Origin of the sequence: Collinsella sp. OM06-18AC (assembly GCF_003438785.1) — a bacterium.
Taxonomy (GTDB): domain Bacteria; phylum Actinomycetota; class Coriobacteriia; order Coriobacteriales; family Coriobacteriaceae; genus Collinsella.
In genome coordinates this window covers 88,467-115,436 of record NZ_QSTX01000007.1, presented here as the reverse complement: position 1 = coordinate 115,436, position 26,970 = coordinate 88,467, and the positions used below count along the sequence as shown (strand labels likewise).

General features: G+C 61.6%; 30 protein-coding genes. 7 read left to right on the top strand and 23 right to left on the bottom strand.

What is annotated here, in order from left to right:
* From DXB86_RS06095 to DXB86_RS06025, 14 genes are all read right to left on the bottom strand, one after another.
* On the bottom strand, positions 1-2,087 hold a 2,087-nt coding region (locus tag DXB86_RS06095; protein WP_199411001.1), incomplete at its 3' end, for a VirB4-like conjugal transfer ATPase, CD1110 family.
* Positions 2,056-2,481, bottom strand: coding sequence for a PrgI family protein (locus tag DXB86_RS06090; RefSeq protein WP_073293314.1), 426 nt, complete (start codon positions 2,479-2,481; stop codon positions 2,056-2,058). The genes DXB86_RS06095 and DXB86_RS06090, both read right to left, overlap by 32 nt.
* 12 nt (positions 2,482-2,493) lie before the next feature.
* A complete protein-coding gene (locus DXB86_RS06085; RefSeq protein WP_006234636.1) occupies positions 2,494-2,709 on the bottom strand; it encodes a hypothetical protein in 216 nt (71 codons plus the stop codon).
* Between the two features lie 84 nt (positions 2,710-2,793).
* On the bottom strand, positions 2,794-4,611 hold the full coding sequence (locus tag DXB86_RS06080; protein WP_096227025.1) for a VirD4-like conjugal transfer protein, CD1115 family: 1,818 nt from the start codon (positions 4,609-4,611) through the stop codon (positions 2,794-2,796).
* Positions 4,608-5,159 (bottom strand): hypothetical protein, encoded by a 552-nt coding sequence (locus tag DXB86_RS06075; RefSeq protein ID WP_117736525.1) that lies wholly within the window; start codon positions 5,157-5,159, stop codon positions 4,608-4,610. Before DXB86_RS06075 ends, DXB86_RS06080 begins: the two co-directional genes overlap by 4 nt.
* Before the next feature lie 56 nt (positions 5,160-5,215).
* Positions 5,216-5,749: a hypothetical protein gene (locus tag DXB86_RS06070; RefSeq protein WP_033500213.1), complete on the bottom strand. Its 534-nt coding sequence runs from the start codon at positions 5,747-5,749 to the stop codon at positions 5,216-5,218.
* Positions 5,750-5,950: 201 nt separating this feature from the next.
* A complete protein-coding gene (locus DXB86_RS06065; protein WP_033500214.1) occupies positions 5,951-6,739 on the bottom strand; it encodes an ATP-binding protein in 789 nt (262 codons plus the stop codon).
* A gap of 14 nt (positions 6,740-6,753) precedes the next feature.
* Positions 6,754-7,269, bottom strand: coding sequence for a hypothetical protein (locus tag DXB86_RS06060; protein WP_117736524.1), 516 nt, complete (start codon positions 7,267-7,269; stop codon positions 6,754-6,756).
* A 5-nt stretch (positions 7,270-7,274) separates the two neighbouring features.
* Positions 7,275-7,523: an AlpA family transcriptional regulator gene (locus tag DXB86_RS06055; protein ID WP_042433145.1), complete on the bottom strand. Its 249-nt coding sequence runs from the start codon at positions 7,521-7,523 to the stop codon at positions 7,275-7,277.
* Positions 7,524-7,601: 78 nt separating this feature from the next.
* Positions 7,602-7,820, bottom strand: a complete 219-nt coding sequence (locus DXB86_RS06045) for a helix-turn-helix domain-containing protein (RefSeq protein WP_073293326.1) — start codon at positions 7,818-7,820, stop codon at positions 7,602-7,604.
* 738 nt (positions 7,821-8,558) lie between these two features.
* Positions 8,559-8,978 carry a YjdF family protein gene (locus DXB86_RS06040; protein ID WP_117648540.1) on the bottom strand — a complete coding sequence of 140 codons (420 nt, stop codon included), beginning with the start codon at positions 8,976-8,978 and terminating at the stop codon, positions 8,559-8,561.
* A 504-nt stretch (positions 8,979-9,482) separates the two neighbouring features.
* The gene (locus DXB86_RS06035) at positions 9,483-10,445 is read right to left on the bottom strand and encodes an Abi family protein (RefSeq protein WP_075844146.1); all 963 of its coding nucleotides are present in this window, start codon (positions 10,443-10,445) and stop codon (positions 9,483-9,485) included.
* Positions 10,446-10,558: 113 nt separating this feature from the next.
* Positions 10,559-10,837: a hypothetical protein gene (locus DXB86_RS09910; RefSeq protein WP_129583900.1), complete on the bottom strand. Its 279-nt coding sequence runs from the start codon at positions 10,835-10,837 to the stop codon at positions 10,559-10,561.
* Positions 10,838-11,109: 272 nt separating this feature from the next.
* Positions 11,110-11,550 (bottom strand): MerR family transcriptional regulator, encoded by a 441-nt coding sequence (locus tag DXB86_RS06025; protein ID WP_117736522.1) that lies wholly within the window; start codon positions 11,548-11,550, stop codon positions 11,110-11,112.
* 105 nt (positions 11,551-11,655) lie between these two features.
* Here DXB86_RS06025 and DXB86_RS06020 point away from each other — a divergent pair, with 105 nt between their 5' ends.
* Positions 11,656-12,195, top strand: coding sequence for a flavodoxin family protein (locus DXB86_RS06020; protein WP_117563601.1), 540 nt, complete (start codon positions 11,656-11,658; stop codon positions 12,193-12,195).
* A gap of 63 nt (positions 12,196-12,258) precedes the next feature.
* Positions 12,259-13,023: a carboxymuconolactone decarboxylase family protein gene (locus DXB86_RS06015; RefSeq protein WP_055251066.1), complete on the top strand. Its 765-nt coding sequence runs from the start codon at positions 12,259-12,261 to the stop codon at positions 13,021-13,023.
* Here the strand turns inward: DXB86_RS06015 and DXB86_RS06010 are convergent.
* The 4 genes from DXB86_RS06010 to DXB86_RS05995 form a co-directional block, all read right to left on the bottom strand.
* Entirely contained in the window at positions 13,020-13,730 is a 711-nt protein-coding gene (locus DXB86_RS06010) for an NAD-dependent protein deacetylase, SIR2 family (protein WP_117736521.1), read from the bottom strand. The genes DXB86_RS06015 and DXB86_RS06010 overlap by 4 nt on opposite strands.
* Positions 13,731-13,929: 199 nt before the next feature.
* Positions 13,930-14,838: a radical SAM mobile pair protein B gene (locus DXB86_RS06005; protein ID WP_055252675.1), complete on the bottom strand. Its 909-nt coding sequence runs from the start codon at positions 14,836-14,838 to the stop codon at positions 13,930-13,932.
* A complete protein-coding gene (locus tag DXB86_RS06000; RefSeq protein ID WP_055252677.1) occupies positions 14,826-15,515 on the bottom strand; it encodes a radical SAM mobile pair protein A in 690 nt (229 codons plus the stop codon). Before DXB86_RS06000 ends, DXB86_RS06005 begins: the two co-directional genes overlap by 13 nt.
* Positions 15,512-15,712, bottom strand: coding sequence for a hypothetical protein (locus DXB86_RS05995; protein WP_055252679.1), 201 nt, complete (start codon positions 15,710-15,712; stop codon positions 15,512-15,514). The genes DXB86_RS06000 and DXB86_RS05995 overlap by 4 nt, the downstream gene beginning before the upstream one ends.
* A gap of 143 nt (positions 15,713-15,855) precedes the next feature.
* On the opposite strand from DXB86_RS05995, the gene DXB86_RS05990 reads away from it, so the two are divergent.
* Positions 15,856-16,416: a TetR/AcrR family transcriptional regulator gene (locus DXB86_RS05990; RefSeq protein WP_117736520.1), complete on the top strand. Its 561-nt coding sequence runs from the start codon at positions 15,856-15,858 to the stop codon at positions 16,414-16,416.
* Positions 16,417-16,499: 83 nt separating this feature from the next.
* Here DXB86_RS05990 and DXB86_RS05985 read toward each other — a convergent pair whose 3' ends face one another.
* From DXB86_RS05985 to DXB86_RS05975, 3 genes are read right to left on the bottom strand one after another with little or no spacing between them, the layout of a single operon-like run.
* Positions 16,500-17,348, bottom strand: coding sequence for an NAD-dependent protein deacetylase, SIR2 family (locus DXB86_RS05985; protein WP_117736519.1), 849 nt, complete (start codon positions 17,346-17,348; stop codon positions 16,500-16,502).
* On the bottom strand, positions 17,336-18,034 hold the full coding sequence (locus DXB86_RS05980; RefSeq protein WP_055252414.1) for a hypothetical protein: 699 nt from the start codon (positions 18,032-18,034) through the stop codon (positions 17,336-17,338). The genes DXB86_RS05985 and DXB86_RS05980 overlap by 13 nt, the downstream gene beginning before the upstream one ends.
* A 3-nt stretch (positions 18,035-18,037) precedes the next feature.
* Positions 18,038-19,003, bottom strand: a complete 966-nt coding sequence (locus DXB86_RS05975) for a Sir2 silent information regulator family NAD-dependent deacetylase (RefSeq protein WP_197032824.1) — start codon at positions 19,001-19,003, stop codon at positions 18,038-18,040.
* A 143-nt stretch (positions 19,004-19,146) separates the two neighbouring features.
* Here DXB86_RS05975 and DXB86_RS05970 point away from each other — a divergent pair, with 143 nt between their 5' ends.
* From DXB86_RS05970 to DXB86_RS05960, 3 genes are all read left to right on the top strand, one after another.
* Positions 19,147-19,707, top strand: a complete 561-nt coding sequence (locus tag DXB86_RS05970) for a TetR/AcrR family transcriptional regulator (RefSeq protein ID WP_089572815.1) — start codon at positions 19,147-19,149, stop codon at positions 19,705-19,707.
* Between the two features lie 198 nt (positions 19,708-19,905).
* The gene (locus tag DXB86_RS05965; protein WP_055252412.1) at positions 19,906-20,436 is read left to right on the top strand and encodes a flavodoxin family protein; all 531 of its coding nucleotides are present in this window, start codon (positions 19,906-19,908) and stop codon (positions 20,434-20,436) included.
* A gap of 180 nt (positions 20,437-20,616) precedes the next feature.
* Positions 20,617-21,906 carry an ATP-binding protein gene (locus tag DXB86_RS05960; protein WP_117736518.1) on the top strand — a complete coding sequence of 430 codons (1,290 nt, stop codon included), beginning with the start codon at positions 20,617-20,619 and terminating at the stop codon, positions 21,904-21,906.
* 98 nt (positions 21,907-22,004) lie between these two features.
* Here DXB86_RS05960 and DXB86_RS05955 read toward each other — a convergent pair whose 3' ends face one another.
* Positions 22,005-24,245: a DNA gyrase subunit A gene (locus tag DXB86_RS05955; RefSeq protein ID WP_117736517.1), complete on the bottom strand. Its 2,241-nt coding sequence runs from the start codon at positions 24,243-24,245 to the stop codon at positions 22,005-22,007.
* A 45-nt stretch (positions 24,246-24,290) separates the two neighbouring features.
* A complete protein-coding gene (locus DXB86_RS05950; RefSeq protein ID WP_117736516.1) occupies positions 24,291-26,288 on the bottom strand; it encodes a type IIA DNA topoisomerase subunit B in 1,998 nt (665 codons plus the stop codon).
* A gap of 451 nt (positions 26,289-26,739) precedes the next feature.
* Here DXB86_RS05950 and DXB86_RS05945 point away from each other — a divergent pair, with 451 nt between their 5' ends.
* Positions 26,740-26,970 (top strand): helix-turn-helix transcriptional regulator, encoded by a 231-nt coding sequence (locus DXB86_RS05945; protein WP_117736515.1) that lies wholly within the window; start codon positions 26,740-26,742, stop codon positions 26,968-26,970.

The following is a 26,970-nucleotide window of genomic DNA, read 5'->3' as shown; positions in this document are numbered from 1 at the left end:
TGTTGAGCGTTGGTCAAAATGGTTGTTTTTACAGTAGCGCTAACAGGGCGCGGCGGCGTGACCATCACGCGGTTGCGCACCATCTCGAGCGCCGTGATCATGCCGAACACGCGCATGTTCTGGCCGAGGCCGTGCATGTCGATGTTGGTGATGCGGTTGTCGAGCGCCACGTTGCTCTGGCCGTTGAAGAAGGAGAACGCGCCCTTCACGTAGCGCTCGTAGCGCAGCGCGATGTCGGCGGCCTCGGGCTCGGGCTGAGCGAGCAGCGCCGCGTGGAAGTCGCCGAGCGTGGGCAGGCGGCCGTCCCTCGCGCACTCCCGGTACGCCTCGCCGACGCAGCGGGCGATGATCGAGCGGTCGCGCTCCGGCAGGCCCTCGCGGCCCTCGGCCATGAGCGCGCTCGAGAGCGCGAGCACCGCGTCGGTCTTGTACGCGAGCTTGGCGGCGTCGGCGCGGTCCGCGACGTCGGCGGTGTCGAGGGGGTTGAGCACCGCCGAGCATCCCGGGGCGAGCTCGACGTTCGCGCCGCCGAGCGCGCCGACGAGGTTGCCGTACTCGCCGGCCGGGTCGAAGATCACGACCTCGTCCTCGGGGTGCGCGAGCACGGTGTTGGTTATCTCGCGCTTGACCGAGAAGCTCTTGCCCGAGCCGGGCTTGCCGCACACGAAGCCCATGGGGCTCGCCAGGCGCTTGCGGTCGCACAGCACCAGGTTCCCGCTCTCCTTGGACTGCCCGTAGTAGCCGCCGCCCGCCTCGTCGAGGCTCTGGCTGGCGAAGGGCATCTGCATAGCCACCTGCCCCGTGGTGAGGTAGCGGCTCACGGTGACGTGGTTGTCCCCGAGCGGGAGCACCGAGTTGAGAGCCTGGCGCTGCCGGAAGTGGAGCGGCTCGAGGCCGATCGTGCAGCCCTGCGCGACGCTCGTCACCTGCTGGACGCGGCGGTCGAGCTCCTCGAGGCTGTCGGCCCAGGTGTAGACGAGGCCCGTGTAGACGAACAGGCGCTCGGACTTGTTGCGCAGGAAGTCGAGCAGCTCCTCGGCCTCCTCCTTCGAGAAGCGCAGCTCGGGCGGCAGGATCTGGTAGTCGTAGCCCTTCTTCACGGCGCTCATCTGCTCGTCGATGATCTCCTTGTCCATCCAGTCGATCTGGCGCTTCACGAGCGCGAGCGCCTCGCTCTGCGCGATGGGCTGCACGTGCAGCGTCACGTTGAGCGGCAGCGGCAGGTCGATGATGGAGGCGAGGTAGGTCTCCTCGATGACCGACCCGAAGCTGCGTGCCGCGAGCACTGCGCCGTAGCGCCCGTCGCTGCAAAAGCAGTCCGACCTGCCCTCGGGCTTGAAGTCGAGCGTGGAGGGCATGACGAAGTCCTTCGTGCGCGCGCCCGACGTCGGGGACAATTTGTCCCAGGAGAACTCGAAGCGCGACCCCGGGCGCAGCTGCCCCTGCAAAAGCTCGAGCCTCTCGGCGCCGTCGAGGGCGCGCGACGAGCAGCGTATGCGCGCGAGCGTCTGCTCCACGTCGCCCCGGATGCGCGCGAGCTTGGGCACCGCGGCGTCGACGTCGTCGGCGCCCACGGCGTAGGTCAGGTAGCGGTGGCGTACGAGGTTCGAGACGCCCTCGCGCATCTTGTCGTTGAGGATCCGGTTGTACTCTTCGGCGAGCCCTGCCGTGGCGCGCTCCCCGGGCTCGAAGAAGACCTTGCGGCCGACCTCGTCGGCGGGGATGGGCGCGTTCACTACCTGGAGCTGCACGTGGGAGTCCGCCGGGAAGTAGTTGAACAGCGAGCTCATCACGGTGAAGGCCGTCTCGCGCGCCTCCTTGCGCGCGGACTGGTAGCTGATGTCGGAGAACTCGACCGTCTGGCTGAACACCCCGGGCATCACCTGGGCGATGCCGTCCCTGTACATGGCGTCGTAGCCGACGTAGGCGGCCATCTCGCGCGAGCGGTCGCGCTCCCGGCGGCGCCTCTGCCGCTCGGCCTCCGCGCCCTTCGAGGCGTCCTTGCGCCCGCCCGTGCCGCCGAGGAGCAGCCCGAGGGTGCTCGGGCGCTTCGGCCTATTCTCCTTGTTGCTTCTTGCTCGGCTCATAGAGCTCGGCTCCTTTCTTCCTTGCCCTGCGCCTCGCGCGACGTCCCGGGCGGCCCGGGCGCGGCGAGCCCTCGGGGAGGCTCCCGGCGAGGCAGGGCTCGTACGCGAGCAGCTGCGGGGAGAGCTCGTGTGCCGCCAAAAGCGGCAGCAGCTCCTCGGCGCGCATGCCGAAGGGCCGCCAGAACCCGGCGAGCCAGAACGGCATGCTGCAGAGCATGATCGGGAAGGCCGCGTCCGCGACGTCGGCGTGCAGGCCCAGGTGGACGAAGGCCGCCGCCCCGACCGCGCTGCCGAAGCCGAGCGACACGCATGCGAGCGTGCGCAGGCTCATCTTCCCGACGATCTTCTCCTCGTACTCCCCGATGTCCTTCTGCACCGGTATCCGGAGCGCCATCCGCGACGCCCCCTATGCCGGCAGCCAGGACGTGTCCAGCTGCCCGAAGTAGACCGACGCGGCGATGATGATCGCGCCGCCGGCGATGGTGGAAATGGCGGTCGCGATCTGCGGGCCGCCCTGCTGCTCCCTGATGGCCAGGCCGAGCGAGACCGCTCCCCACACGACCAGGAAGCCGCCGAGGAAGGTCACGCAGCCCGACACGAGCTTGATGACGTTTGCGAGCATGCTGCTCTCCTTTGCTTTCGGTTGACGATGTTCCTTGCTGCTCCTCCCCCGCGGCGGGGGAGGCCCGCGCCCTCCGCGGCCCCGTCACGAGGCGCCGTCCTTCCGCCTGCGGTACTCCGCGAAGTCGAACGGGCCGCGGCGCGTGGCCTCCTCGAGCAGGCGCGAGCGCGGGTGGCGCTCGAGCCGGTACTTCCGGTCCATGAGCGGCATGCACCCGTTCACGAGCACGAGCGCGTCCTCGCGCGGCATGCGCGCCACCTCGGCGGGCTGTATGAGGTCGCGCTCGGAGATGCCGCGGTTCACGGTCCGGGTCCAGCCGGCGCCCCGCGAGTCGCTCTGCGTCTCGCTCGCCACCGTCTGCTTGCCGGCCATCTTGCTGATCTCCTCGTTGGTCTCGTTCGCCTTGCCGCCCAGGTAGAGCAGCGTGTCGCAGGCGTTCACGATGGTCTCGGCGTTGTTGTCGCCGTAGGTCTCCTTCAGCTGCGAGAGCGACTGGGCGATCATCGAGACGGCGATGTTCCTGCTGCGGGTGACGGCGATGGTCCGCTCGAAGTCGGGTATGCGCCCGATGTTGGCGAACTCGTCGAAGACGAAGTGCACCGTCGTGGGCAGCGAGCCGCCGTGCGCCTCGAGCGCCTCGGCGCAAAGCGCGCTCACGGCCGTATCCATGAGCAGGGCGAACAGGAAGTCGAAGGTCGAGTCGGTGTCGCTCATAGACGCGAAGAGCGCGACCTTGGCGCCCTCGTCGCCCATGTGGGCGAGGTCGAGCTCGTCTTTGGAGGTGAGGTCGCGCACGGCGCGGATGGAAAGCGGCTTCAGGCGGACGTTGCAGCTCGAGAGCATCGACTTCATGGTGTCGCCGGCGGCCACGCGGAACTCGCGGTAGCTCGCGAGCGCGAAGTCGTCGGGCGGCGCGGGCTCGCGGACCTTGACCCACTCCCACGCGCCGTCCTCCTCGGAAAAGCCGCGCAGCGATCCGCCCTCCGCCGAGGCGCCGCCGCGCCTGACGTAGCGCTCGCCGGTCTCCAGCTCGCGGAACACCATGTCGAGCGGGCTCATGTAGCCCGGGTCGTCGCGGGCGTCGGCGAGCGAGAGCAGCGTGAGCAGCCCGTCGAGGTTTCGGTCGGCGGGCTCGCAGTGCATGACGAGGTAGGCCGTGAGCGCGGTGTAGACCAGGCGCTCGGCCTTCTCCCAGTAGGGGTCGCCCTTGTGGTCGGCGTCGCCCTCGGTGTTGGCGACGATGCCGCGGGCGAAGCGGATGACGCCCGCCTCGTCGCGTATGTAGGCTATGGGGTTGAAGCGCATGGAGCGCGTGAAGTCGATGGTGTCGAACGCGCGGATCTCGTAGCCGAGCTCCGCCAGCGCGCTGCCCATCTCGCGGATGAGCGTGCCCTTCGGGTCGGTCACGAAGAAGCTGGCGTTGGCCTGCAGGAGGTTCGGCTTGACGTAGTAGCGCGTCTTGCCGGTGCCGGGTCCTCCCACCACGAGCACGTTGTCGTTGGTGTCGGTGGAGAGGTCGAACCTGCGGCTCACGAGGCGGATGCGCGCGTTGTCGGTGAGGATGATGTTGTTGTCGGGGTCCTTGGGGTCGCCGAAGGGCGCGATGTCCTTGCGCGTGGCCCACCTGGAGCTACCGTGCTCCTCGCCGTCGCGCCGGGCCCCCTTGGTCCCCAGTGAGCGGGCCCAGGCGAGGAGCGCGCCGCACGCGCAGGCGGTCCCGGCGCACAGGGGAACCGCCTCCGCGGAGAAGACGCGCCCCGCGCGGAGCGCCGCGGGGATCGCCGCCATGGCGGCCTCCGGGTCGAGGATCGGGCTCGTGCCCGACGCCGCGATTGCCGCGGCCGCGAAGTCTCCCGCGGCGAACGCCGCCGCGGCCAGCGCGGCCGCCGCCTGCCACCTCATCTCTCGGGCCCCTCGATCTGGCGCGGGCCGCGGTCCCAGCCGATGCCCTGGCTGTGGGCCCTCGACGCCTCGCGCGCCCGCTCGGCGCGCACCGCCAGCCGCTCGGGCGCCTGGCGCCTCTCGGCGATCTCGGAGAGCCGCTCCCTTGCGCGATCGGCGGCCTTTCCCGTCTCTTGCTCCAGCTGGCGGAAGGCCTCGTCGACCTCGGGGGCGTCCTCCACCTTGAAGAGCAGCCAGTCGCGGCCCTCGCCGGGGATGATGTGGTGCTCGACCGACGCGGCGCGCAGCTTGTCGGAGACGACCTCCTTGATCGTCGCGTACTCGGGAAGCCCAGAGAGCTCCTCGAGGCTGAGCTTCGCGTAGGCCGGCACGCCGTCGGCCGCGATGGGCTCGGCGCGCCCGCCGGCGATGGTCCCGCGGATTCCCGCGAGGCGCTCGGAGAGCTCCCTCGCGCTGCGCGCCATTGCCTCGGCGCCGGCCTCCTGGCCGATCCTCAGCATCCAGTCGAGCAGCTTGCCGCCCGCCTCGTCCCCGTAGTCGCTCGCCATCCCGCGCCTCCCTTCCAGTCGAGATGAAAAAGGGCGCCTTCGCGCCCCGGTCGTCCCTATTCGGCCCCGACGGCCCTCTCGCGCGCCATTGGGGCGCGGGCTTCCTGCCCGGCGTGCGCGCGGCTCGCCTCGCGGGCGGACGCGGCGCGCTGCGCCAGCGGCTCGGGAGCCTTCTCGTGCAGATGGGCCCACTCGCCGCTGCGGCACTGCTCCGGCGTCGCCTCGCACATGTCGCGCATGGCGCGCTCGAACCGCTCGGGCTCCTGGGCGATGGCGCCGAAGCTCCAGCTCTCGAAGCCGGTCCACGCGTCGCCGTCGCGCTTGAGCGTCCACCACTCGTCGCCGCCGTTCACCTGCTGGATGAACGCGAGGTCGCGGTAGCAGAACCCCTGGCGTATGGCCCAGTTGCCCGAGCCGAGCGCCTCGCGGAGCCTGTCGACGCTGTCCGTGCGGGAGAACTCGTAGGGGTACTCCTCGAGGAACGGGTCGTCCTGCCAGTCGAAGCCGCCGACCTTGAGCCAGCCGTTCTCCTGGCACTTCTCCACGAGCCCGTCGTGCTCGCGGCCGGTTATCCTCTCGAAGCCGTCCATGGGCCCTCCGCCTTTCGTTTGTTGCTTGGCGGGCGGCGTCCTCGCGATGGGGGCACGGTGCGAGTCGGAGCAGGCGTGCGTGCCGGCGCGTCGGCGCCGCCCAAGACGTGTATAGCGATTTCGATTGCGGCGGGCATCGGGGCCGCCTGCGATGGGTCGAGCTGGGTCGAGCCGTCCGCGCCTCCACGGGAAGCGCACAAGCTAGCCGAGGCGGCGCCTGTCCCTTCCGCCCAGGTAGACGGTCCTGCAGGTCTGGGAGATCCTGCTCGCGATCGCCTCTGCCGTGACGCGCTCGCCGCGCCTTGCGAGCCTGTCCGCCAGCGCGCCCGGCGCGTAGTTCGACGTGACGATGGTCGGGCGCATGTCCTCGTAGCGCGCATCGAGCACGCTGAACACGGTGCCGACGGACCATTCCGTCGCGTCCTCCTTGCCGAGGTCGTCGAGCACGAGGACGTCGCACTTGGCGTACCGCGCGACGGCGGCCTCGGTGCCGCCCTCGTCGAACGTGGCCTTCACGCGCTCGAGCATGCCCTTGGCCGTCGTGAAGGCGACGTCGTAGCCGGCCTCGGCGAACAGCCTGGCCATGGCGGAGGCGGCGTGCGTCTTGCCGGCGCCGACGCCCCCGTGTATGTAGAGCCCGGCGCCCCCGTTGCCCGCGAACGAGGCGATGTACTCGGCGAACTCGGGGCGGTCGGCCTCGGCGGCCCAGTAGCGCCTGGGGATGCCCGCGCGCGAGAGCGCCTTCTCCCGGCGGGCGGCCTCCTCCTTGGCGGCGAGGGCCGCGCGCCTTCGCGCCTCGGACTCCCGCTCGCTGGCTGCGCCCTCGCACGGGCAGGGGGCGGCGGAGACCCAGGCGACCCTGCCCGCCAGCGCCGCGCCGAGCGGATCGAGGGCGGCGCCGCAGTGCGGGCACGCCCTCGGCTCCGGCTCGTCGAAGGAGAGCCCGGCCGCACGGGCCTGCTCCAGGGTGATGAGTCCCGCTCGGTCCATCGGGCGCCCCTTCCTTATCTTCTGAAGTCCTTGTTGTCCCTTTTGCTTATTGGGTGGCATATCGTCAGGGGTTTCCCTGTCATCTCGTCAGGGGTTCGGGCTGCGAACCCTGACGGTTCGTCACCCTTGTTCTCGGCGAACCCTGTCATTTCGTCACCCTTTCGCGCCGGGAACCCTGACGAACCGTCAGGGGTTGCCAGCGCTCCGGGCGGCAGCCTCTCGCGCACGATGCGGTACCGCTTGGTGGCGTGCCCGCGTGCCGGGGCGTGCACGCCGCACTCCTCGATGAGGCCCCGGTCGAGCAGGTCGCGGATGGCGCGGTGGACGCTGCGCTCCTGCACGTTGAGGAAGCGGGCCAGGCCGCCCTTGCTCTCGAAGTAGCCGCACCCGGCGTCGCAGAAGCCGAAGATGCGCGCGTAGACGAGCAGGGGAAGGCCGGAGAGGCCCAGGTCCGCCATCATGAAGTGCCGTACCGTCGTGAACTCGCGCGGGGAGGGGCCGTCGCGCCCCTTCGGGCCTGCGGCCGCCATCGGCGCTAGCCCCTTCTGGGCGAGCCGACGACGCTGTTGCGCTCGACCCATGCGACGAGCTCGTCGTGCAGCACGATGCCGTCGCGAGTCTTGCCGCCGATGTAGCGGATCGGGAACGGGTCGTCGGGGTCCTTGGCGAGCCGGTACATGGCGTCGCGGCTGATGCGCAGCATCGCGCACGCCTCGTCGGCGCCGAATATCGCGTTGGTCGATGCGATGAGCCTCACCTGGCTCCTGCTAATGCTCTTGGTCATGGTCGTCCTCGAGCTCCTTTCGTCTCGAGGCTCCCTCGCGTGCCCGGCCGCGGGCGGCTCCTGGGGCGGTCGCCGCCGTCATTTCCTGCCGCTCCTCGACTCGATGTAGGCGTCCACTGACGCCCTCGACACCAGGAGCTTCCTTCCGAGCCTGTACGAGTCGATCTCTCCCGACCAGATGAGGTCGTACGCCTTGTTTCGGCTCGCCCTCATGTACTGCTGCATCTCGATCACCGTCATCCATTCGTCGCGGCCCTGGTTGTTCTCGGGCGCGGCGCATTCGGCTGTGCGTGCCATGGTTCCTCCAATCTTCCCGTGCGGCACCGTGCGGGCACACCGCGCGGCACAGTGTCCCTTTTCGTCTGCGCGACGATTGAACCGCCTGCTGGCGCATCGCGCGCATGACGGGAACGGAGACGGGTCGAGGTGGGTCGAGCTGGTCGGGCCTCCACGAAACGGCCATGAGCCGCGTGCCTTAGCTCTCAGCTAAGTCCCTGAAAAGTAAAAGGCGCCCATGCGGGCGCCTGCCTAGGAGCGATGTTCGTTCGGTTGTGGTTGGAATGCTTCTCTTCCGCGGTGCTGTCGTCCGGGGTCCGGCATCTGTCGTTCGCCTCTTCTGTCGTGTTTGATGTTGTGTGTTATGCGAGCGACCTTGCGCGGGCCTGCCGGCCCGTTGCCCCAGGTGCACCCGGGTAAATGGTACCCATCCGTTGGAACATGGACATCGCGGGAGGGCTGTTTGGGCAAGCTAGGATGGATGAGCGGCGGGGTTCTAAATGCAATAATTCGAGCTAAAGGGCCTTGTACTCTCTTTTGTAAAACGCGAGGGTGCAATAAACTCGACGATCCCCCTGAACCTTTTCTGAACGAATCAGCTCTTAGGCGGTATGACGCGACACGCATCGGTAGTGCTCGGACTGGGTTAGTCATCGAGTGGGTATAGAACATACGTTCTGTATAACGTTATAGCACCAGGTGGCAGGCGTAGTTTCAATCGAAGCTACGCCTGCTGCTATATATGGGTTGATGGTGGTATCAATGACCGCGATGCTTCTGTTTGCGCTTCAGTTTTCGCTGCTCGAAGCGCGCCTCCGCCTCATCCGCACGACGCTGGCTTCTTGCTTGAGCCGATTCCCGCTTCATCGTCTCCCGCTGATTCGCGAGCGCCTGCTGCGCCTTGGTGCTCATCGCCGGCTGCTTGAGGGCTTTCGCCGCCTCGCGGGCGCGTCTCTTGGGGTTCTTCGCGGGCTCGCTCGCCTCGGACGGATCGTCACCGAAGAACGCGAGCTTCGCCCATTTGCTTGTAACGAATCGCAGGATCTCCTCATCGGACGGTTCTGCGCCGAAGACGATGCGGGCGACGCCGTACCTGCCGTCCTCGACATGCTCCGCCAGCCCGACCCAGAATTGGCCGTCGTGATATACGGTCAGGGTGGACGACACGCTGATCTGCATGGCTGGTTCCTCCTTTATGTAGATGACCATGCAGAGAAGGGACAACCAAGGAGGCAGGTTACTGATGCGGACTCCCGCACGCCCACGACTACCCGACGGGGACTGTGTTTTCATCTCTGGTGCCCGCATTGTAGCACGCGCGGATTCACGATGTTGATTGCCGGCGCCTAGACGGAGATGAAGGCGGTTCGATCTAGGTCAAGCCGGTCGCTCGTTCATGAAGCGGCCGATTCCCTGAAAATAAAAGGCGCCCACGAGGACACCTACAGGCTATCTTCGAACTACTTGGTTGGGGCAGACGGAGGAAAAAAATAGGGCAGAATCGCTCTCACGATCCCGCCCCGCAAACCCGAGGGTTTCTAACTGGCTCCATTATTCCGGGCTTCTCAGTTCTGTCATTGACCCAGGTATCATCCGTCTCCTATAGCGAGTGAATATAAAAATAGGGCAGAGTCGCTTGCGCAAGTCCGCCCCTAAAACCGTGAAGGTTTTGCTATCTGCAGGCTATTCTACCAACCCGAGCGATTCTGTCAACCTGCGAAGGAACTCGAGCGCGGAGCGAGCTGCGGCGTCGGGCCCCTTGTCGGGCAGCGCCTCGGTTTCGCCGTCGGCCCTGGCGAACATCTCGGCGAGCTCGGATGCGGCGCGCGAGCGCGAGGAGCCCTCGGGTACCAAGCCGGAGTGCGCCACGAGCACGGTCGCGACCTCCTGCATGGCCGTATTCCCCATCCACTTCCTCCTGGTCGCCTTGGGAATCCCCACGGCGGCGACCCTTCGGGAGACGCCGCTGGACGCCGAGCCCCGGGCGGCGCCCCTCTCGGCGAAGCAGTTGATCAGGCACGAGCCGTGCGCGGCGCAGTTGCGGACGGACTTCACGCGCTTGAGGTCGTAGTGGGAGGCCTCGAGGCGCCTGTCGCCCCATCGCCTGGCGCAGAAGCGCACGAAGTCGATGAGGGTGCCGAACGAGGTGAGCTCAAGGAAGGCCCAGGCAGGCATGTCGCCGGAGTACTTCGCGTAGAGGCTCGAGCTGTAGGGGCTGCGGCCGCTCATCTTGAGCTCGCGCAGGCGGTACTCCCTGTTTGCAGTGGTAAGCGATGCCATGTAGTCGGCCACGATGGCGTAGCCGTCCTCTCCACGGTCCTCCATCTCGCGAAGCAGTGTCACCTTCTGGAAATGCTCGATGTCGAGCGTCATGCCGAGCAGGGCGTGGCGCAGCTCCTGGTCGAGCGCCGCGAGCAGGCGCAGCTGGCCGAAGTCGAGGTCTACGTAGCGGCCGTCGCGCGGGCCTCCCTCGTATTTCGAGAAGAGTTTGCGGTAGGATGCGAGCTTGAAGAAGTTGCACTTGTCGCGCAGGTAGTCCGCGGCCTCTTCCTCGGAACACAGTTCGAAGGCTACGCCCTTCTGCTTGAGGTGCTCTATCTGCTGCTCGATCGTGAGGATCGGCTTCCTATCGTGGGGTTCGGCCATGCTCGGTCTCCTGTCATTGATTTGAGAATCCTATTCTACCAGCATGTTTGCCCTGAATCCTGAAGGCCCGTTCGCCAACTCATAAGCAAGCCACCTGAGACTACTCACTTTGTTCACGAATGGCGAAGACCTGCGACCTGGGGTTTTGCAAATGGCGCGCAAGCCACCCGCGTTAATTCACTTGCGATTGCAGCTGGCGGCTTGCGGGCAAAAGGGCGGTTGAGTTTCAAAACGGGCGTTTTCGGCGCCATCGAGCCTCCAAAGGCGACCCGCCGCGCACTTTGGGACAAAAACAAAAACTCAAAGCCCTGAGTTTGAAAAAAGTTTTTGAGGTTGTCCCAGCTTTTGTCCCCGAAGCCGACGAAACGCGACATCGCGTCATTCGGCGGCACGCGTTCCGTGTCGATGCCGAAAACTGGGTATAACTGGAGTGACGGGACGGCAGAACCGAAGCCATCGAGTGGGAATAGCGGGAACTGTGTTCTGAACTCGCGTTTTAGTACTGCCGAGTATCGTCTGATGTTGTTTTGACATCGCCGCAAAGCAAAGCCACCAGCGAAATAACGGGAATAAAGGCCTCCGAACCCTCTGGTTCGGAGGCCTTTTCCTTGCATTCCTGCCCGAAAACGACTCCTCGTCGAAGCCCTCCGAGCATCGGGCGGCACTATCGGGCGTGGGCGTTCTCGTAGGCCTCTTTAATCTCTGTCGGCAAACCGTCGGGAATCATGGCCCTTAGTTCGGCCTCGTTTTCGCCCTGACTCAGCTGCTCGTAGAACCAACATTTGTACTTCAGCATGTCCAGCGCACGGTTCATCTTCGCGATCTCCTCCTCCATATGGGCCTTTCGCTCCTCGAACATGGCCTTGCGCTGGGGGTATGTCGAGGGTCCCTCCGCGCACCATTCCATGAACAGCCGGATGTCCTTGATCTCCATCCCCGCCTTCTTGAGGCATTCGATGACCCGGAGCGCCTCGAGTTCCTTATCGCCGAATCGACGGATGCCGGACGCCCGCTCCAGTCCCGGGAACAATCCCTGTTTGTCGTAATACCGCAGCGTGGAGGCGGGCAGACCGAACATCTCCGCCACCTGTCCGATTGTGTACATGGCCCCTCCGGATAAATCTCGAGCTCGTTCCTTGACCTAAAGTTAGGTTTAGGTATTACCGTCATTGTCGATAATGTAAATCGGGAGCGCAAGGGGTGTTCCGTAATGGGCAAAACGGTTTTGATAGTTTCTTCAAGTCCACGAAAGAATGGCAATTCCGAGACGCTGGCGGAGGCTTTCGCCAACGGCGCGCGGGAGGCAGGTCACAGCGTTGAGACCGTGCGTCTGCGCGAGAAGCAAATGGGCTTCTGCAGGGGCTGCCTTGCCTGCTTAAAGTTGGGGCGTTGCGTCATCCAAGACGATGCCGTGGAAATTGCCGCCAAAATGCACGATGCGGATGTGCTGGTGTTTGCAACGCCCGTCTACTACTACAGCGTCTGCGGCCAGCTCAAAACCATGCTGGACCGCGCTAACCCGCTTTTTGGCTCCGATTATGCATTCACCGAGGCATATCTGTTGGCGACGGCGGCGGAGAACGGGCGCTCGACCTTCGACGGGGCGAAAAAGGCGATGCAGGGATGGGTTGACTGTTTCTCCCGCTGCACGCTCGCTGGAACGGTTTTCGCCGGCGGCGTGAACGGCGTGGGCGAAATCGCCGGGCATCCCGCTCTGGAGCAGGCGCGGCGAATGGGCATGGGAATCTAGCCGGGCTGTTTGGCCGCGCGGAAACAGATTTGTGCCAAAACTATCGACAGGAGGAAATCGATCATGGCAGTTAAACAGACGGCAGGCAGAGACGCCCTGGGGGAGTTCGCTCCCAAATTCGCACAGCTCAACGACGACGTGCTGTTCGGCGAGGTGTGGAGCCGAGAGAGTGAGCTCTCCCTGCGCGACCGCAGCGTGGTGACGGTGGTTGCCCTGATGTCGCAGGGGCTGACGGACTCTTCGTTCAAATATCACCTGATGTCCGCAAAGAACAATGGAGTGACCAGGACGGAGATAGCGGAAATCCTTACGCACGCGGCGTTTTATGCGGGTTGGCCCAAGGCGTGGGCTGCCTTCCGCATGGCGAAGGAGGTCTGGGCGGCCGACGATGCCGCCGACGCAAGGGCTCAGCACCAAAACGAGATGGTTTTCCCCATCGGTGCCCCCAACGACGCCTTCGCGAAGTACTTTATCGGGCAAAGCTACCTCGCGCCCCTTTCCACCGAGCAGGTCGGTGTCCACAACGTGACGTTCGAGCCCGGCTGCCGCAACAACTGGCACGTCCATCACGCCAAAAGCGGCGGTGGGCAGATCCTCGTCTGCGTGGCTGGTCGAGGGTTTTACCAGGAGTGGGGAAAGCCGGCACAGGAGCTGCGCCCCGGCGACGTGGTCAACATCGCCCCGGGGGTGAAGCACTGGCACGGCGCCGCGCCCGACAGCTGGTTCTCGCATCTCGCGTTGGAGGTTCCGGGCGAGGAGACCTCCAACGAGTGGCTGGAGCCCGTGGGCGACGATGCATACCTTAAAGCGACCAACAAGGAGGCTTAAGCACCGTCGCCCGTCCGCGCCGCCGAGAGCAGCGCGCCCAAATCTGCCTGAATCGCCTCTGCCTTGCTTCCGAGCTGCAGCGGAGCCGAGCCGTTCGAGATGTTGACGCTCAACAGGTGCGCATCCGGCAGCTTCGCGGTCATGCTCCAGAACGGGAGCGTGATGATGCCGGGGGTCATCTCGCCCACGCCGAGCTCCAGCAACAGCACGCGGCGATCGCTGCGCTCGCGCACGAAGCGCTCGTATCGTCCGAGGCTCTCGCGCCAGGCCGCACCCTGCAGAAACGTGTCGTCGCGCACCCACGGCACAAGCTGCCAGCCGCAGTGCGGGCATCGGGGGACATCCTCGCTGAGGACCTCGAACCCCGCCATGCCCGCGAGCACGCGCTCGACGTAGGGGCTCGCGTCGAAGAGCTCGTCACAGCATGGCTGCTTGCACTGAAGGTGCGCGAAGCTTCCCTGATAGTTACAGGTTCTCTCGTCGGGAAACGTCTTCTCGGCCTGGGTGTCCACATTGGTGCTCAGGATGAAGTAGTCCTTATGGCCGATGAGGGACCGTAGGTCGAGATAGGGCTGCGAGGCCAGCTCGCGCAGCATGAAGTCGATGTATCGCGCATAGTATGCCCACTGCTGCTCGAGGCTGGGGTAGAGGTGGTAGAAGCCGTCGAAAAGGCTCTTGACTACTTTCGATTGATGCTCAGTGCCCATTGTATTCGCTACGATTAAACTCGGCACAGGGGATACTGGTTTTCCGTGCGAAAACGCTCATGCCGCTAAATTGAGCGACCGCCTGTACTGCAGCGGGATCATCCGCCCGAGCGATCCCTTAATCCGTCGCCCGTTGCGCCAATCGGCAGAAGCCACGCGTGGACGCTAATCGCTCGAGCGAATCGTCGTCGGTTTCCGTTTAACGATTTCTTTTTCCGCTATTATCCGACCCTCGGACTTCCTCGTGATAGAAGTAGTCCACGATCACCGGATGCCCCTGGGGGACTCTGCCATAAGGCATTTCGTTGTCCACAAAGGGGCAATCGTACTTCTTGGCCATTTCCTCGGCTTTTACTTCAAGCGCTTCAAAATAGCTACGGTTGCGCTTGTTATAGATCTCATCGTAAAGCGGTACGAGATTGGGATGTTTCTCGGCGATATAATCCAGGATCGCTTTTTTGAAACCACCCCGAAGATTGAGATTTTCGAGCCAAAACAAATCGCACCGATCTTTTACTCGCTCAAAAATCATCTCAAAATCCGTGATGCCGGGAAATACCGGGGACACGAAGCAGACCGTACGGATACCTTCGTCATACACCTGCTTCATAGCAGCGATACGACGCTCGATGCTCGACGCGGAGTCCATATCGTTCTTGAAGTTCTCATCCAGCGTGTTGATCGACCATGAAACGGTCACTCGTCCAAGCCTCTTCAGCAGATCGATATCCCGTACCACAAGATCGGACTTTGTGCAGATCAGAATATCTGCATCGCTGCCAATCAGCTGCTCCAGGAGTTTCCTGGTATTCCCGAATCGCTCCTCCTGTGGATTGTAGCCATCCGTCACAGAACCGATAACCACCCGCTGTCCAGCGTATTTCTTCGGATTCTTGATTTCCGGCCAATGCTTCACATCAAGAAAGGTGCCCCATTCCTCCTTGTGTCCGGTAAAGCGCTTCATAAAGGAGGCATAGCAATACTTGCAGGCATGCGTGCAGCCTACATAGGGATTGACCGAGTAGCCGCCTACCGGCAGGCTGGACTTGGTCATGATGTTCTTTGCTTCCACCTCATTGATGAGGATTCCATCGATCACTTCCGCCATGTTCTCTGCACCTCCAGCACTCTTTCGAATTCTTCCGGCAATTCCTGAATCATGTTTTCGTCCCCTATGACAGAGACGAGGTCTTCCTTCATAAACATTGGAATGCCAAGCGCGTGCGCCTGGTCCGTCAAAGACCATGCCCACTCCGGTTCCGTATGAACCTTCCTGCTCTGCGCCCCGGTCATGGTACCGACGACGATCCAGTTGATTCCGGAAAGGTCGACCGTACCGGGATCGTCGAATAGCGGCTCAAAAGTAACGAAGAAGTGATTTGCTTTGACGTTTTTCCGAAGGGCGTCGATACGCCACAGCTCCGCTTTCCTCGTCACCGTAACGCCGAACCATGCGTTTTCCAGGTCGGTATCTAAATCCAGCAAATCGGGTCTCTTGGTCAGGAACAGGAACTGATGCTGTGGATTCTCATGGATCTTTGCAAATACCTCGTCTCGCCATTCCAGCTTCCACCCGGAGAGATCGCTCATGCCGGTAAGGAGAAAGTTCTGCGGGCGTTTCTTTTCCATCATCTTGAGCTTGCTCGGGAAGAACGCAGGATCAGCGAAGTCGTCAATCATATGCCAACGTTTCACATTGTTACGGGCATAGCAATATGGACACCCCACCGTGCAGCCGATGACGATATTCATATTCTGAATCTGATTTTTGATGCAGATGCTCATAACGCCTGCCTACCTGCCTCTCCCGTAAACACGCAATCAGCCTTCCCCACCTTGCGGGCAAAAGCCTCGATATCTTGCTTGCAAGCAGCAGGCTCGCAATCGCTCAAATCGTATGACGTGCCGCCGTTTCGATAGACGGCCCGATGGGAAAACGATCGGCTGACAAGCCCGATGCCGAGCTTCTCGCACAGGGTCATCCGTGCTCCCTTTCAGCTATAAAAAACAGGTGTCTATAAACAGTATCCTTGTTGATTTTCGCAGGGGCAATGAACAAACGCGTGCACCTGTCGATAAACGAACAGCTACTGGACATTGTCAAACGACTCAGATTGGAGAGGCGATGGGAGAAACCAAGATCGACCGCCGGCGGCGCTACACCCTCTCGGTCATACAGGAGGCGTTCTTCGCGCTGCTGGCCGAGGTCGGCTTCGCGAAGATGACGGTGGCGGACATCTGCCGCCGCGCCGAGATCAACCGGGGAACGTTCTATCTGCATTGCGAGGATAAGTACGCGCTGCTCGATGCGCTTATCGACGAGGCATTGGCAGCGGCTCCCCCGCTTGAGGGGGTTGAATCGGCAACGCTTTGCCAGCGTCCGTCGGCAGACGACGATTATCGCCTGCTTTATTCGGACAGCGACTCATACGCTCGCGTAGCCCAGCGCGTCATAGAACGCGGAGCGGAGCAGATGGTTCCCTGGGTCATGGAGAAAACAGGGCTTTCACGCGAAGACGCCTTCCTGCTCTTCGTCCACAACGTCCAGGCCGATCTGGCCGTCAACCGCCTGCTCGGCTGGAGACGAGGCCCCGAGTTCGCCCATGCCCAGGAGCTGCTCAACGCCTATTCCGAAGGGGGCTTACTGGCGGTATCCGCTCTTCGCGATTCCGATAACCCATCGTGACCTGCGATTCAGGAATACCAGCCTCCGAGCCCTCTCGTTCGGAGGCTGCGGCTAAAACCTCATTGCGCGTCTACCGCTCCGCGTTACTCGCCACCTGCCCGCGCCACCGAGAGCAGGGTGCCCAAATCGGCCTGGATCGCCTCTGCCTTGCTTCCGAGCTGCAGCGGAGCCGAGCCGTTCGAGATGTTGACGCTCAACAGGTGCGCATCCGGCAGCTTCGCGGTCATGCTCCAGAACGGGAGCGTGATGATGCCGGGGGTCATCTCGCCCACGCCGAGCTCCAGCAACAGCACGCGGCGATCGCTGCGCTCGCGCACGAAGCGCTCGTATCGTCCGAGGCTCTCGCGCCAGGCCGCACCCTGCAGAAACGTGTCGTCGCGCACCCACGGCACAAGCTGCCAGCCGCAGTGCGGGCATCGGGGGACATCCTCGCTGAGGACCTCGAACCCCGCCATGCCCGCGAGCATGCGCTCGACGTAGGGGCTCGCGTCGAAGAGCTCGTCGCAGCATGGCTGCTTGCACTGAAGGTGCGCGAAGCTTCCCTGATAGTTGCAGATCCTCTCGGTGGGAAACGTCTTCTCGACTTGGGTGTCCACATTGGTGCTCAGGATGAAGTAGTCCTTATGGCCGATGAGGGACCGTAGGTCGAGATAGGGCTGCGAGGCCAGCTCGCGCAGCATGAAGTCGATGTATCGCGCATAGTATGCCCACTGCTGCTCGAGGCTGGGGTAGAGGTGGTAGAAGCCGTCGAAAAGGCTCTTGAAGCCAAAGGCTTGCTGCCAGTCCGTCATTCCGGCGCGCGCCATGCCTGCGCGGTTGTAATGGTTGAACCCGGCGGCGCTTGACATGCCCGAGCCGATGCCGACGATGATGGCGTCGGCATCGTCGATAAGGCTTCGAAGCCTATACGCTTCCCTCTCTAGAGACGGCATTGGGCAATCTCCTCGAAAGCCGGGGCCATATCGCCGTCAACGAGAATCGTCTCGCACGATGCATCGGGCGCCATAGCCTGGCTGTAGTTGAACACGATGTAGGTGGCGTGCTCGCAGACGTTCGCGATCTGGGCGAGCATGTGCTTTATGATGCCGTTGCGCAGTCCCACGCCAAGTTCGAGGATGGCGACCCTGCCGTTGCGATGGGCTTGCACAAGGCGCTCGAGCTCCTCGAGCTGGGCCGTGGCGAGGGCGTCTGGATGGGCGAGACGCCGCTCGTCGATCGACGTGCGTATGCCCCCCTCCGTCTCGAGCACGCGGTTCTCGTCGAACCCGGCGCGCGCGAAGTGCCCGTCGATGTTGCATGTGACCACGAAGGTGTCGGCGTGCTCCGTAAGACGCCGCAGCCCGTTCATGAGCGAGCCGGGCTCATATTCGAGATACTCCTTTTGATGGAACCGCTCGGCCCATCGGCGTCGCACGCTGGCATCCGGGGAAGCGAGCCCCTGCAGTATGCAGCCGATGCCGTCTGCCTGGGCGAGGTCCCCGTACGCCTCTTGGAAATGAGCATCGGCGCAGAAAAGGTTGAGCCCCTCCGCCATGTCGAGTCCGTTGCTAGCGCCGATGATGACAAGATCCGCTTCGGCTAGCGCCCTGCCTATGCGAACTGCTTTCGCCGTCTCCATGCGCTACCTCCCCAGCGTCTTGCGCACGTCGGCAAGCACGTCGGCGATGTCGGCGCGAACGGCGAGCCCCCGATCCTCGATCGCGCGGGGGAGAAACTGCGTCTTGTTGTTTACGGCGATGTAGCTGGCCTGCGGTAACTGCGCCGTGAGGGCCCAGAACGGCTCCTGGATAAACGCGGGCGTCATGCGGCCCACACCCAGCTCGAGGAAGAGGATCCTCTGCCGTGCGTGCGCGTCGAGCCATTCGGACACCTTGCGGTACTGCTCCTCGTAGAGTTCGCCCTGCAGGAAGTTGCCGTAGCCGCGAACCCAGGGGAACGCCTCTGCCCCGCAGTGCGGGCAGCGCGGCACGAGCTCTGTTGGAACCTCAAGGCCGTCTCCCATGGCCTCTACCATGTTGGAGACCGGCTCGACCGCATCCCACACCGCGTCGGTGCAACAGCGGGAGCACTGAAAGAAGCGGTGGTCGCCTTGGATCTCTGCCACTTTCTCCCAGGGATAGAGCTTCACAAACTGCGTGTCCTGGTTGGTGGTGAGCACGAAGAAATCCTTCTCGGCGAGAATGGCGTCGAGGTCCCTGTAGGGCTTGCGCAGCGGGGCGTTGAGCGTGGTGTCGAGGAAGGTGGCGAGGTATCCCCAGCGCGCCTCGGCGGTGGGCCAGCGGTAGAACGACCCCTCGAAAGCGCCCTTGAAACCGTAGCGCTCGGCGAATTTGCCGAAATGCTTGCGATAGGTCGCGTTGTCCTCGTAGTAGAAGTCGCCGCCGCCCGCCGCGGAGAGCCCGGAGGCCCCGCCCACCAGCACGCAATCGGCTTCTTCGATCATACGGGCGAAGTCCTCGATTTGCTGGTCGTAGGGCTCGGGCTCGCGGTCACTCAGCTCATAGGGCGTGCTGCCGCTGCGGTAGGCGGCATGAAGGGAAAACGATCGGTTGGTGAGCTCGATAACGAGCTGCTCGTACAGGGTCACTGGATACCTTCTTTCAGCTATTATAAACAGGTGTCTATAAAAAGTATCCATGTCGATTTGCTTAAGAGCAATGAACAGCTTCGGCCTGCTGTCGATAAACGAGCGTTTGCCGGGCATTGTCGAGCGTTGCAATTGGAGGGGTAATGGAAGCGGGGAAGATCGATCGTCGCCGACGCTATACACTCTCGGTCATACGGGAGGCGTTCTTCGCGCTGCTGGCCGAGGTCGGCTTCGCGAAGATGACGGTAGCGGATATTTGCCGCCGCGCCGATATCAACCGTGGCACGTTCTATCTGCACTACGAGGACAAGTTCGCCCTGCTCGACGCGCTTATCGACGAGGCCTTGGCGGCGGTGCCGCCGCTCGAGGGAACGGAGGCGGGTGCCCTCTGCCAGCGTCCGCCGGCAAACGATGACTATTATCTGCTCTACTCGGATGACGACGCGTACGCCCGGGTGGCACAGCGCGTCGTCGAGCGCGGCGCCGAGCAGATGGTTCCCTCGATCATGGAGGAGACTGGGCTTTCGCGCGAGGACGCCTATCTGCTCTTCGTCCACAACGTCCAGGGAAATCTCGCGGTCAACCGCCTGCTCGGTTGGAGGCGAGGGCCCGAGTTTGCTCACGCTCAGGAGCTGCTCAGCGCCTATTCCGAAGGGGGCATGCGGGCGGTATCGGCTCGTCACGATCCTCGTAGCTCGTCTTGACCGCATGTCATTTCAGGTAGGTGGCGTTGCTATGGGCCCTCTTTGATTTTCGACGTTGTATAAGGCAATCGCAATCGTCTTGAGCTTCTTTAGGGAACTTGAACAAGAGATATGGCCTGCTGGCGATTGATTAACACCATTCGTTTTGGTTACAAGAAAGCATGCTGCGCGCCTGCAGCATGAGGGAGAGGGAATCCTATGAATATCGTTGTATTGAGCGGCAGCCCGCGTAAGGGCGCTAATACCGATACCATGGTCGAGGCGTTTGCCGAGACCGCGCGTGAGGGCGGCCATACGGTCGAGGTCATCCGCGTTGCCAGCAAGAAGATCGCCGGCTGCTTGGGATGCCAGTACTGCTTCGCCCATGAGGGCGTCTGCGTGCAGAAGGATGACATGGCCAACGTGATTGAGTCGCTGAAAGACACCGACATGGTTGTCTTCGCTTCGCCTATCTACTGGTTTGATATCACTGCGCAGGAAAAGACCGCCATCGACCGCCTGTACGCCTTCGGTGCCACGGGATTCCCGTTCACCAAGACGGCCCTTTTACTCGATAGCCACAGCGAGGGTGTCTATGATGCGGCGATCGCTATGTACAAGTCAACCTGCGCGTACTGCAAGTGGGAGGACCAGGGCATTGTCACCATCAGCGGTATGACCGAGCGCGACAGCATGGCATCCTCGCCCAAGTTGAAAGAGGTGCGAGAGCTCGCTCGCAAGCTTGCCTAAGGACAAGAAGAACGCATGGCAATCAGCGTTGGTGGAAATGCTTGCTGTCCTTACCGAGAGATAGGGGCGAATTCCCTCAAGTGCCGTATAGAACAATTTTTAAACGCAGAAAAATAACTGAAAACAAATTAATCCGCGTTAAAATATTGTCAAATAGAAGTTCATGAGGGAAGGTTACGTATGCGTCGCAAGGCAGACGAGCTCCTTAGGGAATGGCGAGACAGAGCTGATAGAAAACCTTTGCTGGTCAAAGGCGTGCGCCAGTGTGGCAAGACCTATTTGCTCAGAACGTACGCCCAGGATCTTTTCGAATCGGTTGTCTACGTTAATCTTGAGAACGACCGGTCGGCGCGAGCGGATTTTTCGGGCGGTCTTGACCCTCATTCGATCGTACGTGCGATCGAGGCTCGTACGGGACAGCGTATCGTGCCTGGCAAAACCTTACTGTTCATTGACGAGATCCAGGCATGCGAGGAAGCGCTCACTTCCCTTAAATACTTTTGCGAAGATGCTCCCGAGTATTACGTTGCGGCTGCCGGGTCGCTTCTTGGGGTTGCCATTAACCATCAGTCGTATTCGTTCCCCGTCGGAAAGACCGACTTGATCGAGATGACTCCACTCGATTTCGAGGAGTTTCTCTGGGCGATGGGGCACGATCAGCTGGTCGACGAGATACGCTCATCATTCGAGATAATGGGTCCTCTTGCGCCAAGCCTTCATGAAAAGGCGCTTGGGCTCTATCGACAGTATCTTGTTGTTGGCGGAATGCCCGAGGCGGTCCAAACGTACATCGATGATCAGTCAATCATTGATGTGGCCGAAAAGCATCGGATTATTCTCGACGGATACTCCGCCGACACTAATAAATATGCTGATGAGCGCTTGAGCGCAAAGACGCGTGCGTGCTTCGATTCCATTCCACAGCAGCTTGCCAAAGAGAATCGTAAATTTCAATACAAGGTAGTGCGAGCGGGGGGCAATGCGTCTCTCTTTGGAGATGCTCTCGACTGGCTTGTATTGTCGGGTACGGTGGCGCGCTGCAGCCTAGTCGGGCAGATCGAAAGCCCTTTAGAGGCCTTCGTTAACCCTTCTGCTTTTAAAATCTATCAGGCGGATACAGGGCTGCTCGTCTCCAAGGCCGGTGCTCAACGCGCCGATATTCTTTCCGGTATCGGCGGCACATTCATGGGTGCACTTACCGAAAACTACGTTGCCCAACAGCTTTCAGCCATGGGCTATCCGCTGCATTATTGGGCGCGAGATAATCGTGCGGAAATCGACTTTGTAGTAGAGAAGCAGGGATGCTTGTCTGCGATTGAAGTCAAGGCGGGAGAGAACACAAGATCTCGAAGCCTGTCCTCACTTAAAAAGACCCATCCGGGCGTGCGCCGAATCAGGCTATCGACTAAGCCCTTCGGAATGAATGATGGGCTGATGTCTGTTCCACTTTATGCGGCATTTTGTCTATAGGGATGATGCTGCTGTAATGCATGGGGCCCGGAGCGCGATGTTGCTGCACTCCGGGCCCCGCTGCTTAGTTAAACCATGACGGTTTGGCTGCCGTCGTCCTAGTCAAACAGACTCGGCATGTCGTTTTCCTTCATGAGGGCACCGGCTGAGGGGAGGCTCTGTGCGGTGAACTTTTCGGCCGAGACGCCGGCGCCAAGAATCTCCTCGGTCGTGCCCACCGTGGTGACCGAGCGGCCTTTCTTGGCGGTGAAGGCCTGGACGCCCTGCGTGTTGGTGGTCGTCTTGGTCTTAAGCAGCGACGTGTTGAAGTTCATCAAACGATAGTCGCTCGAGACCAGCGCGATGTCGCGATCTTCCTTGAGCACCTGGGCATACAGCAGCTTGCTGCCACCATAGATGGCGTTCTTGAGGCGCTTGCGGTTGGTCTTGGTAACGTATCCAGAAAGCGCGACACGCACCACGCGGCCGTTCTCAAAGACGAACAGCACGTCGGCCTTGTAGTCCTCGGGGTCGATGACCCAGATGACGCTCTCGTCGGGTTCCATCTCAAGATCGGTCGGAAGGTACGAGCCCAGCTGGGCCGACTTTGTATCCTCAAACGCCGCGACCTTGCACTTGTACACCTGGCTCTTGTTGGTAAAGACCAGCAGCTCGTGGGTGTTGGAGGACGGGAACTCGATAAAGGGCTTGTCGCCGTCCTTGTACTTGAGCGTGGTCGCCTTCTTGAGCACGCGGTCCGTCATCTTCTTGAGGTAGCCATCGCGCGAAAGCATGATGGTAACCGGGTACTCCTCGACCTCGGGCTCCAAGCTTACCTCGATAACCTCATGGGGCTCGATCCTGCCCGTGCGGCGCGGCATCACGTACTTCTTGTTAACCGTGGCCAGCTCGTCGCTGATGACCTTCTTGATGTTGTCCTCGCTCGAGAGGATCTCCTCGAGTTCGGCGATCTCACCCTCGAGCTTGGCGATGTCCTTGGTGCGGTTGAGGATGTACTCCTCGTTGATGTTGCGGAGCTTGAGCTCGGCAACAAACTCGGCCTGGGTCTCGTCGATGTCGAAACCCTTCATAAGGTTGGGCACGACCTCGGCCTCGAGCTTGGTGCCGCGGATGATGGCAATCGCCTTGTCGATGTCGAGCAAGATCGCCTCAAGGCCGTGCAGCAGGTGCAGGCGCTCGGACTTTTTGCCCAGGTCAAAGTTAATGCGGCGGCGCGTGGACTCAATACGCCACTTGACCCATTCGTGCAAGATCTGGCGCACACCCATAACGCGGGGATAGCCGTCGACCAGTACGTTGAAGTTGCACGAGAACGAATCCTGCAGCGTGGTCGAGCGATAGAGCTTGGCCATGAGCTTGTCGGGGTCGACGCCGCGCTTAAGGTCGATAGCGATGCGCAGACCCGAAAGGTCGGTCTCGTCGCGAATGTCTGCGATCTCTTTGACCTTGCCTTCTTTGGAGAGCTTGACGATGCGCTCGATGATGACATCGGTCTTGGTGGTGTAGGGGATCTCGTAGACCTCGATGATGCGCTCTTCGGGAATCCAGCGCCAGCGGGAGCGGATCTGGAAGCTGCCAAGGCCGGTCTCGATGATCTTCTCCATCTCCTCGCGGCGGTAGATGATCTCGCCGCCGGTCGAGAAGTCGGGCATAGGCATGTACTCGAGCAGGTCGCAGTCGGGATCCTGCAGGTAGTGCATCGTGGCGGTGCAGACTTCGTTGAGGTTGAAACCGCAGATGTCGGACGCCATAGCGACGCCGATGCCCTTGTTGGCCGAGACGAGGATGTTGGGGAACGTGGTGGGCAGCAGGCGCGGCTCCTTCATGGCGCCGTCGTAGCTGTCAACGAAGTCGACCGGGTCCTTGTCGATGTCCTTGAAGATCTCGGCACTGATGGGGGAGAGCTTGGCCTCGGTGTAACGCGAGGCGGCGTAGCTCAGGTCGCCCGAATAGTACTTGCCAAAGTTGCCCTTCGACTCCACGAAGGGGGCAAGCAGCGCCTCGTTGCCGGTGGCCAGACGCACCATCGTTTCGTAGATCGCGGCATCGCCGTGCGGGTTGAGCTTCATGGTCTGGCCCACGATGTTGGCGCTCTTCTGGCGCTCGCCCTTGAGCAGGCCCATCTTGTACATGGTGTAGAGCAGCTTGCGGTGCGAGGGCTTAAAACCGTCGATCTCGGGGAATGCACGCGAGACGTTGACGCTCATAGCGTAGGGCATGTAGTTGACCTCGAGCGTCTGCGTAATCGGCTGGTCGGTGACCTCGGAGTGCAGGCCGATGACGTTCTCGGCGTTGACCTGCTTTTTCTTTGGCTGGTTCTTCGTCTTCTTCTTTGCCACGATTTCCTCTTGAACTTCTTATGAGCCGTCGCTATCGATTTGCTGCTATTGCAGGTCCAGCTGGCCCAGGTATTCCTTGCCATGCTCGGAGATGTGGCGCTTACGGCCCGCCTCGTCGTTGCCCAGCAACAGGTTGAACATGGTTTCCATCTTGGTGACGTCCTCGGGTTCCACCTTGATTAGGCGGCGCGTCTCGGGGTTCATGGTGGTGAGCCACATCATGTCCGGATCGTTCTCACCAAGACCCTTGGAGCGGTTGATCGAGCACTTCTGGTCGCCGATCTCTTTGAGGATGCCGTTTTTCTCGAGCTCAGTGTAGGCAAAGTAGGTCTTCTCTTTGCAGTTGATCTCGTAGAGCGGAGACTCGGCGATATACACGTAGCCCTCGTCGATAAGCGTGGGCACCAGTCGATAGAGCATGGTGAGCACGAGCGTGCGAATGTGGTAACCGTCGACGTCGGCGTCCGTACAGATGATGACCTTGTTCCAGTTGAGGTTGTCCAGGTCAAAAGCGCCAAGGTTCTTGATGCGCTTGTCCTTGATCTCCACGCCGCAGCCCAGCACGCGCATGAGGTCCATGATGATGTCGGACTTAAAGATGCGCGGGTAGTCCTCCTTAAGGCAGTTGAGGATCTTGCCTCGGACGGGCATAACGCCCTGGAACTCGGCATCGCGCGACGTGCGGATGGCGCCTGCTGCCGAGTCGCCCTCTACGATGTAGATCTCGCGACGGCTCTTGTCCTTGGAGCGGCAGTCGATGAATTTCTGCACGCGGTTGGCCATGTCGGTCTTCTGCTGCAGGTTGGTCTTGATGCTCTGGCGCGTCTTCTCGGCGTTCTCGCGCGAACGCTTGTTGATGAGCACCTGCTCCATGATCTTATTGGCGGCGTCCTTGTTCTCGATCAAGTAGGTCGAGAGGCGTTCCTTAAAGAAGGCCGTCATAGCCTGCTGGATAAAGCGGTTATTGATGGCCTTCTTGGTCTGGTTCTCGTAGGACGTCTGGGTGGAGAAGCAGTTGGTTACCAGCACCAGGCAGTCCTGGACGTCTTGCCACTTAATGCCGCTCTCATTTTTGTTGTACTTGCCTTGGTTCTTAATGTAGGCATCGATGGCGCTGGTCAGAGCGCTGCGGGCAGCCTTTTCGGGCGAGCCGCCGTTCTCGAGCCACGATGAGTTGTGGTAATACTCCTGCATCATGAAGGTGCGCGAGAAGCACATGCACGCGGTGATCTTTACGTTGTAGTCGGGCAGGTCCTCGCGGTCGCGACCGCGGCGGTCGGCCTCGATAAAGAAGGGTTCGGTGAGGTAGTCGGCACCCACCTTCTCGAGCACGTAGTCCTCAATGCCCTTGGGATAGCAAAAGTCCTCTTCGGAGAACTCGCCATCGTCGCCTTCGATGCGCAGGCGGAAGGTTACGTTGGCATTGACCACGGCCTGGCGGCGCATGGTCTCGCGATACCAATCGTGGGGAATGCTGATCGAGGTAAAGACCTCAAGATCGGGGCGCCACTTGATGGTGGTGCCGGTGCGGTTCTCGTCGCTGGGCTCAATCTCGAGCGCCTTCTTCTTGGCGCCGACGACCTTGCCCTTCTTAAAGTGTAAGGAGTACTTGTTACCGTCACGCCAAACCGTGACGTCCATGTACTCGGAAGCGTACTGGGTCGCGCAGGAGCCCAGGCCGTTGGTGCCGAGCGAGAAGTCGTAGTCGCCGCCCTGGTTGTTGTTGTACTTGCCGCCGGCGTAGAGCTCGCAGAAGACGAGCTCCCAGTTAAAGCGCTTCTCGGAAGGGTTCCAGTCGAGCGGGCAGCCGCGGCCGTTGTCCTCTACCTGAATGGAGCCATCGCGAAAGGCGGTAAGGGTGATGAGCTTGCCGTAGCCCTGGCGCGCCTCGTCAACGGCGTTGGACAGGATCTCGAAGGCAGCATGCGCGCAGCCATCGAGTCCGTCCGAGCCAAAGATGACGGCGGGGCGCAGGCGTACGCGCTCCTCATCCTTGAGCTGGCGGATACTGTCGTTACCATAGTTTGCGGTGTTTTTTGCCATACTCGCTCTCTCGGTGCTCCCTTGCTGCGTTTTAGTCATATAGATAGTCAAGGTAGCATAGCCCAGCCCACAGACGATTCCACCCAACACGAAATCCATCGAACAATCGTTCGGATTAACGGGTATAGTGTTTAGTGGTAACGCGGCATTGTTAAACAAATTTGGATACAAACGAATTTTATTTAATAGGGACCTAGTTTTACTAAACAAAATCGAATGATGCTGATTGCACGAGCGGGCACAGCGATCGACTATCAATCACGTTTACTCGGACAAAACCGAGTCGGTTCTGTCCGAGTAAGTTTGAATAGCGAATCGAGATTGTTATGTCCACATGGCGATGGCGAACATGGTTTCCATAATGACAGATATAGTTGACATCTTGTGAAGGATGCAATATATTTCTGTCATGTTGCAACGGATATCTGTCCACATTTACGAAAGGAACTCCATGCCGGGCAAAAAGAACCTACGCATGAAGGCGGCACGCGCGGCGGCTGGCCTTTCGCAAGCTGACTTAGCCCAAGCCGTGGGCGTTACGCGCCAAACCATCGGCCTTATCGAGGCGGGCGGCTACAACCCCACGCTCAATTTGTGCGTGGCAATCTGTAAAGCGCTACGCGTTACGTTGAACGACTTGTTTTGGGAAGACGAGAGCAACGTCGACCCTGACGCTCTTTAG

What these genes read in the sequence shown, in the direction of transcription:
- DXB86_RS06090 (WP_073293314.1), bottom strand. Translation starts at nt 2,481, where the DNA reads ATGGCGCTCCGGATACCGGTGCAGAAGGACATCGGGGAGTACGAGGAG.
- DXB86_RS06085 (WP_006234636.1), bottom strand. Translation starts at nt 2,709, where the DNA reads ATGCTCGCAAACGTCATCAAGCTCGTGTCGGGCTGCGTGACCTTCCTC.
- DXB86_RS06080 (WP_096227025.1), bottom strand. Translation starts at nt 4,611, where the DNA reads ATGAGGTGGCAGGCGGCGGCCGCGCTGGCCGCGGCGGCGTTCGCCGCG.
- DXB86_RS06075 (WP_117736525.1), bottom strand. Translation starts at nt 5,159, where the DNA reads ATGGCGAGCGACTACGGGGACGAGGCGGGCGGCAAGCTGCTCGACTGG.
- DXB86_RS06070 (WP_033500213.1), bottom strand. Translation starts at nt 5,749, where the DNA reads ATGGACGGCTTCGAGAGGATAACCGGCCGCGAGCACGACGGGCTCGTG.
- DXB86_RS06065 (WP_033500214.1), bottom strand. Translation starts at nt 6,739, where the DNA reads ATGGACCGAGCGGGACTCATCACCCTGGAGCAGGCCCGTGCGGCCGGG.
- DXB86_RS06060 (WP_117736524.1), bottom strand. Translation starts at nt 7,269, where the DNA reads ATGGCGGCCGCAGGCCCGAAGGGGCGCGACGGCCCCTCCCCGCGCGAG.
- DXB86_RS06055 (WP_042433145.1), bottom strand. Translation starts at nt 7,523, where the DNA reads ATGACCAAGAGCATTAGCAGGAGCCAGGTGAGGCTCATCGCATCGACC.
- DXB86_RS06045 (WP_073293326.1), bottom strand. Translation starts at nt 7,820, where the DNA reads ATGGCACGCACAGCCGAATGCGCCGCGCCCGAGAACAACCAGGGCCGC.
- DXB86_RS06040 (WP_117648540.1), bottom strand. Translation starts at nt 8,978, where the DNA reads ATGCAGATCAGCGTGTCGTCCACCCTGACCGTATATCACGACGGCCAA.
- DXB86_RS06035 (WP_075844146.1), bottom strand. Translation starts at nt 10,445, where the DNA reads ATGGCCGAACCCCACGATAGGAAGCCGATCCTCACGATCGAGCAGCAG.
- DXB86_RS06025 (WP_117736522.1), bottom strand. Translation starts at nt 11,550, where the DNA reads ATGTACACAATCGGACAGGTGGCGGAGATGTTCGGTCTGCCCGCCTCC.
- DXB86_RS06020 (WP_117563601.1), top strand. Translation starts at nt 11,656, where the DNA reads ATGGGCAAAACGGTTTTGATAGTTTCTTCAAGTCCACGAAAGAATGGC.
- DXB86_RS06015 (WP_055251066.1), top strand. Translation starts at nt 12,259, where the DNA reads ATGGCAGTTAAACAGACGGCAGGCAGAGACGCCCTGGGGGAGTTCGCT.
- DXB86_RS06010 (WP_117736521.1), bottom strand. Translation starts at nt 13,730, where the DNA reads ATGGGCACTGAGCATCAATCGAAAGTAGTCAAGAGCCTTTTCGACGGC.
- DXB86_RS06005 (WP_055252675.1), bottom strand. Translation starts at nt 14,838, where the DNA reads ATGGCGGAAGTGATCGATGGAATCCTCATCAATGAGGTGGAAGCAAAG.
- DXB86_RS06000 (WP_055252677.1), bottom strand. Translation starts at nt 15,515, where the DNA reads ATGAGCATCTGCATCAAAAATCAGATTCAGAATATGAATATCGTCATC.
- DXB86_RS05995 (WP_055252679.1), bottom strand. Translation starts at nt 15,712, where the DNA reads ATGACCCTGTGCGAGAAGCTCGGCATCGGGCTTGTCAGCCGATCGTTT.
- DXB86_RS05990 (WP_117736520.1), top strand. Translation starts at nt 15,856, where the DNA reads ATGGGAGAAACCAAGATCGACCGCCGGCGGCGCTACACCCTCTCGGTC.
- DXB86_RS05985 (WP_117736519.1), bottom strand. Translation starts at nt 17,348, where the DNA reads ATGCCGTCTCTAGAGAGGGAAGCGTATAGGCTTCGAAGCCTTATCGAC.
- DXB86_RS05980 (WP_055252414.1), bottom strand. Translation starts at nt 18,034, where the DNA reads ATGGAGACGGCGAAAGCAGTTCGCATAGGCAGGGCGCTAGCCGAAGCG.
- DXB86_RS05970 (WP_089572815.1), top strand. Translation starts at nt 19,147, where the DNA reads ATGGAAGCGGGGAAGATCGATCGTCGCCGACGCTATACACTCTCGGTC.
- DXB86_RS05965 (WP_055252412.1), top strand. Translation starts at nt 19,906, where the DNA reads ATGAATATCGTTGTATTGAGCGGCAGCCCGCGTAAGGGCGCTAATACC.
- DXB86_RS05960 (WP_117736518.1), top strand. Translation starts at nt 20,617, where the DNA reads ATGCGTCGCAAGGCAGACGAGCTCCTTAGGGAATGGCGAGACAGAGCT.
- DXB86_RS05950 (WP_117736516.1), bottom strand. Translation starts at nt 26,288, where the DNA reads ATGGCAAAAAACACCGCAAACTATGGTAACGACAGTATCCGCCAGCTC.
- DXB86_RS05945 (WP_117736515.1), top strand. Translation starts at nt 26,740, where the DNA reads ATGCCGGGCAAAAAGAACCTACGCATGAAGGCGGCACGCGCGGCGGCT.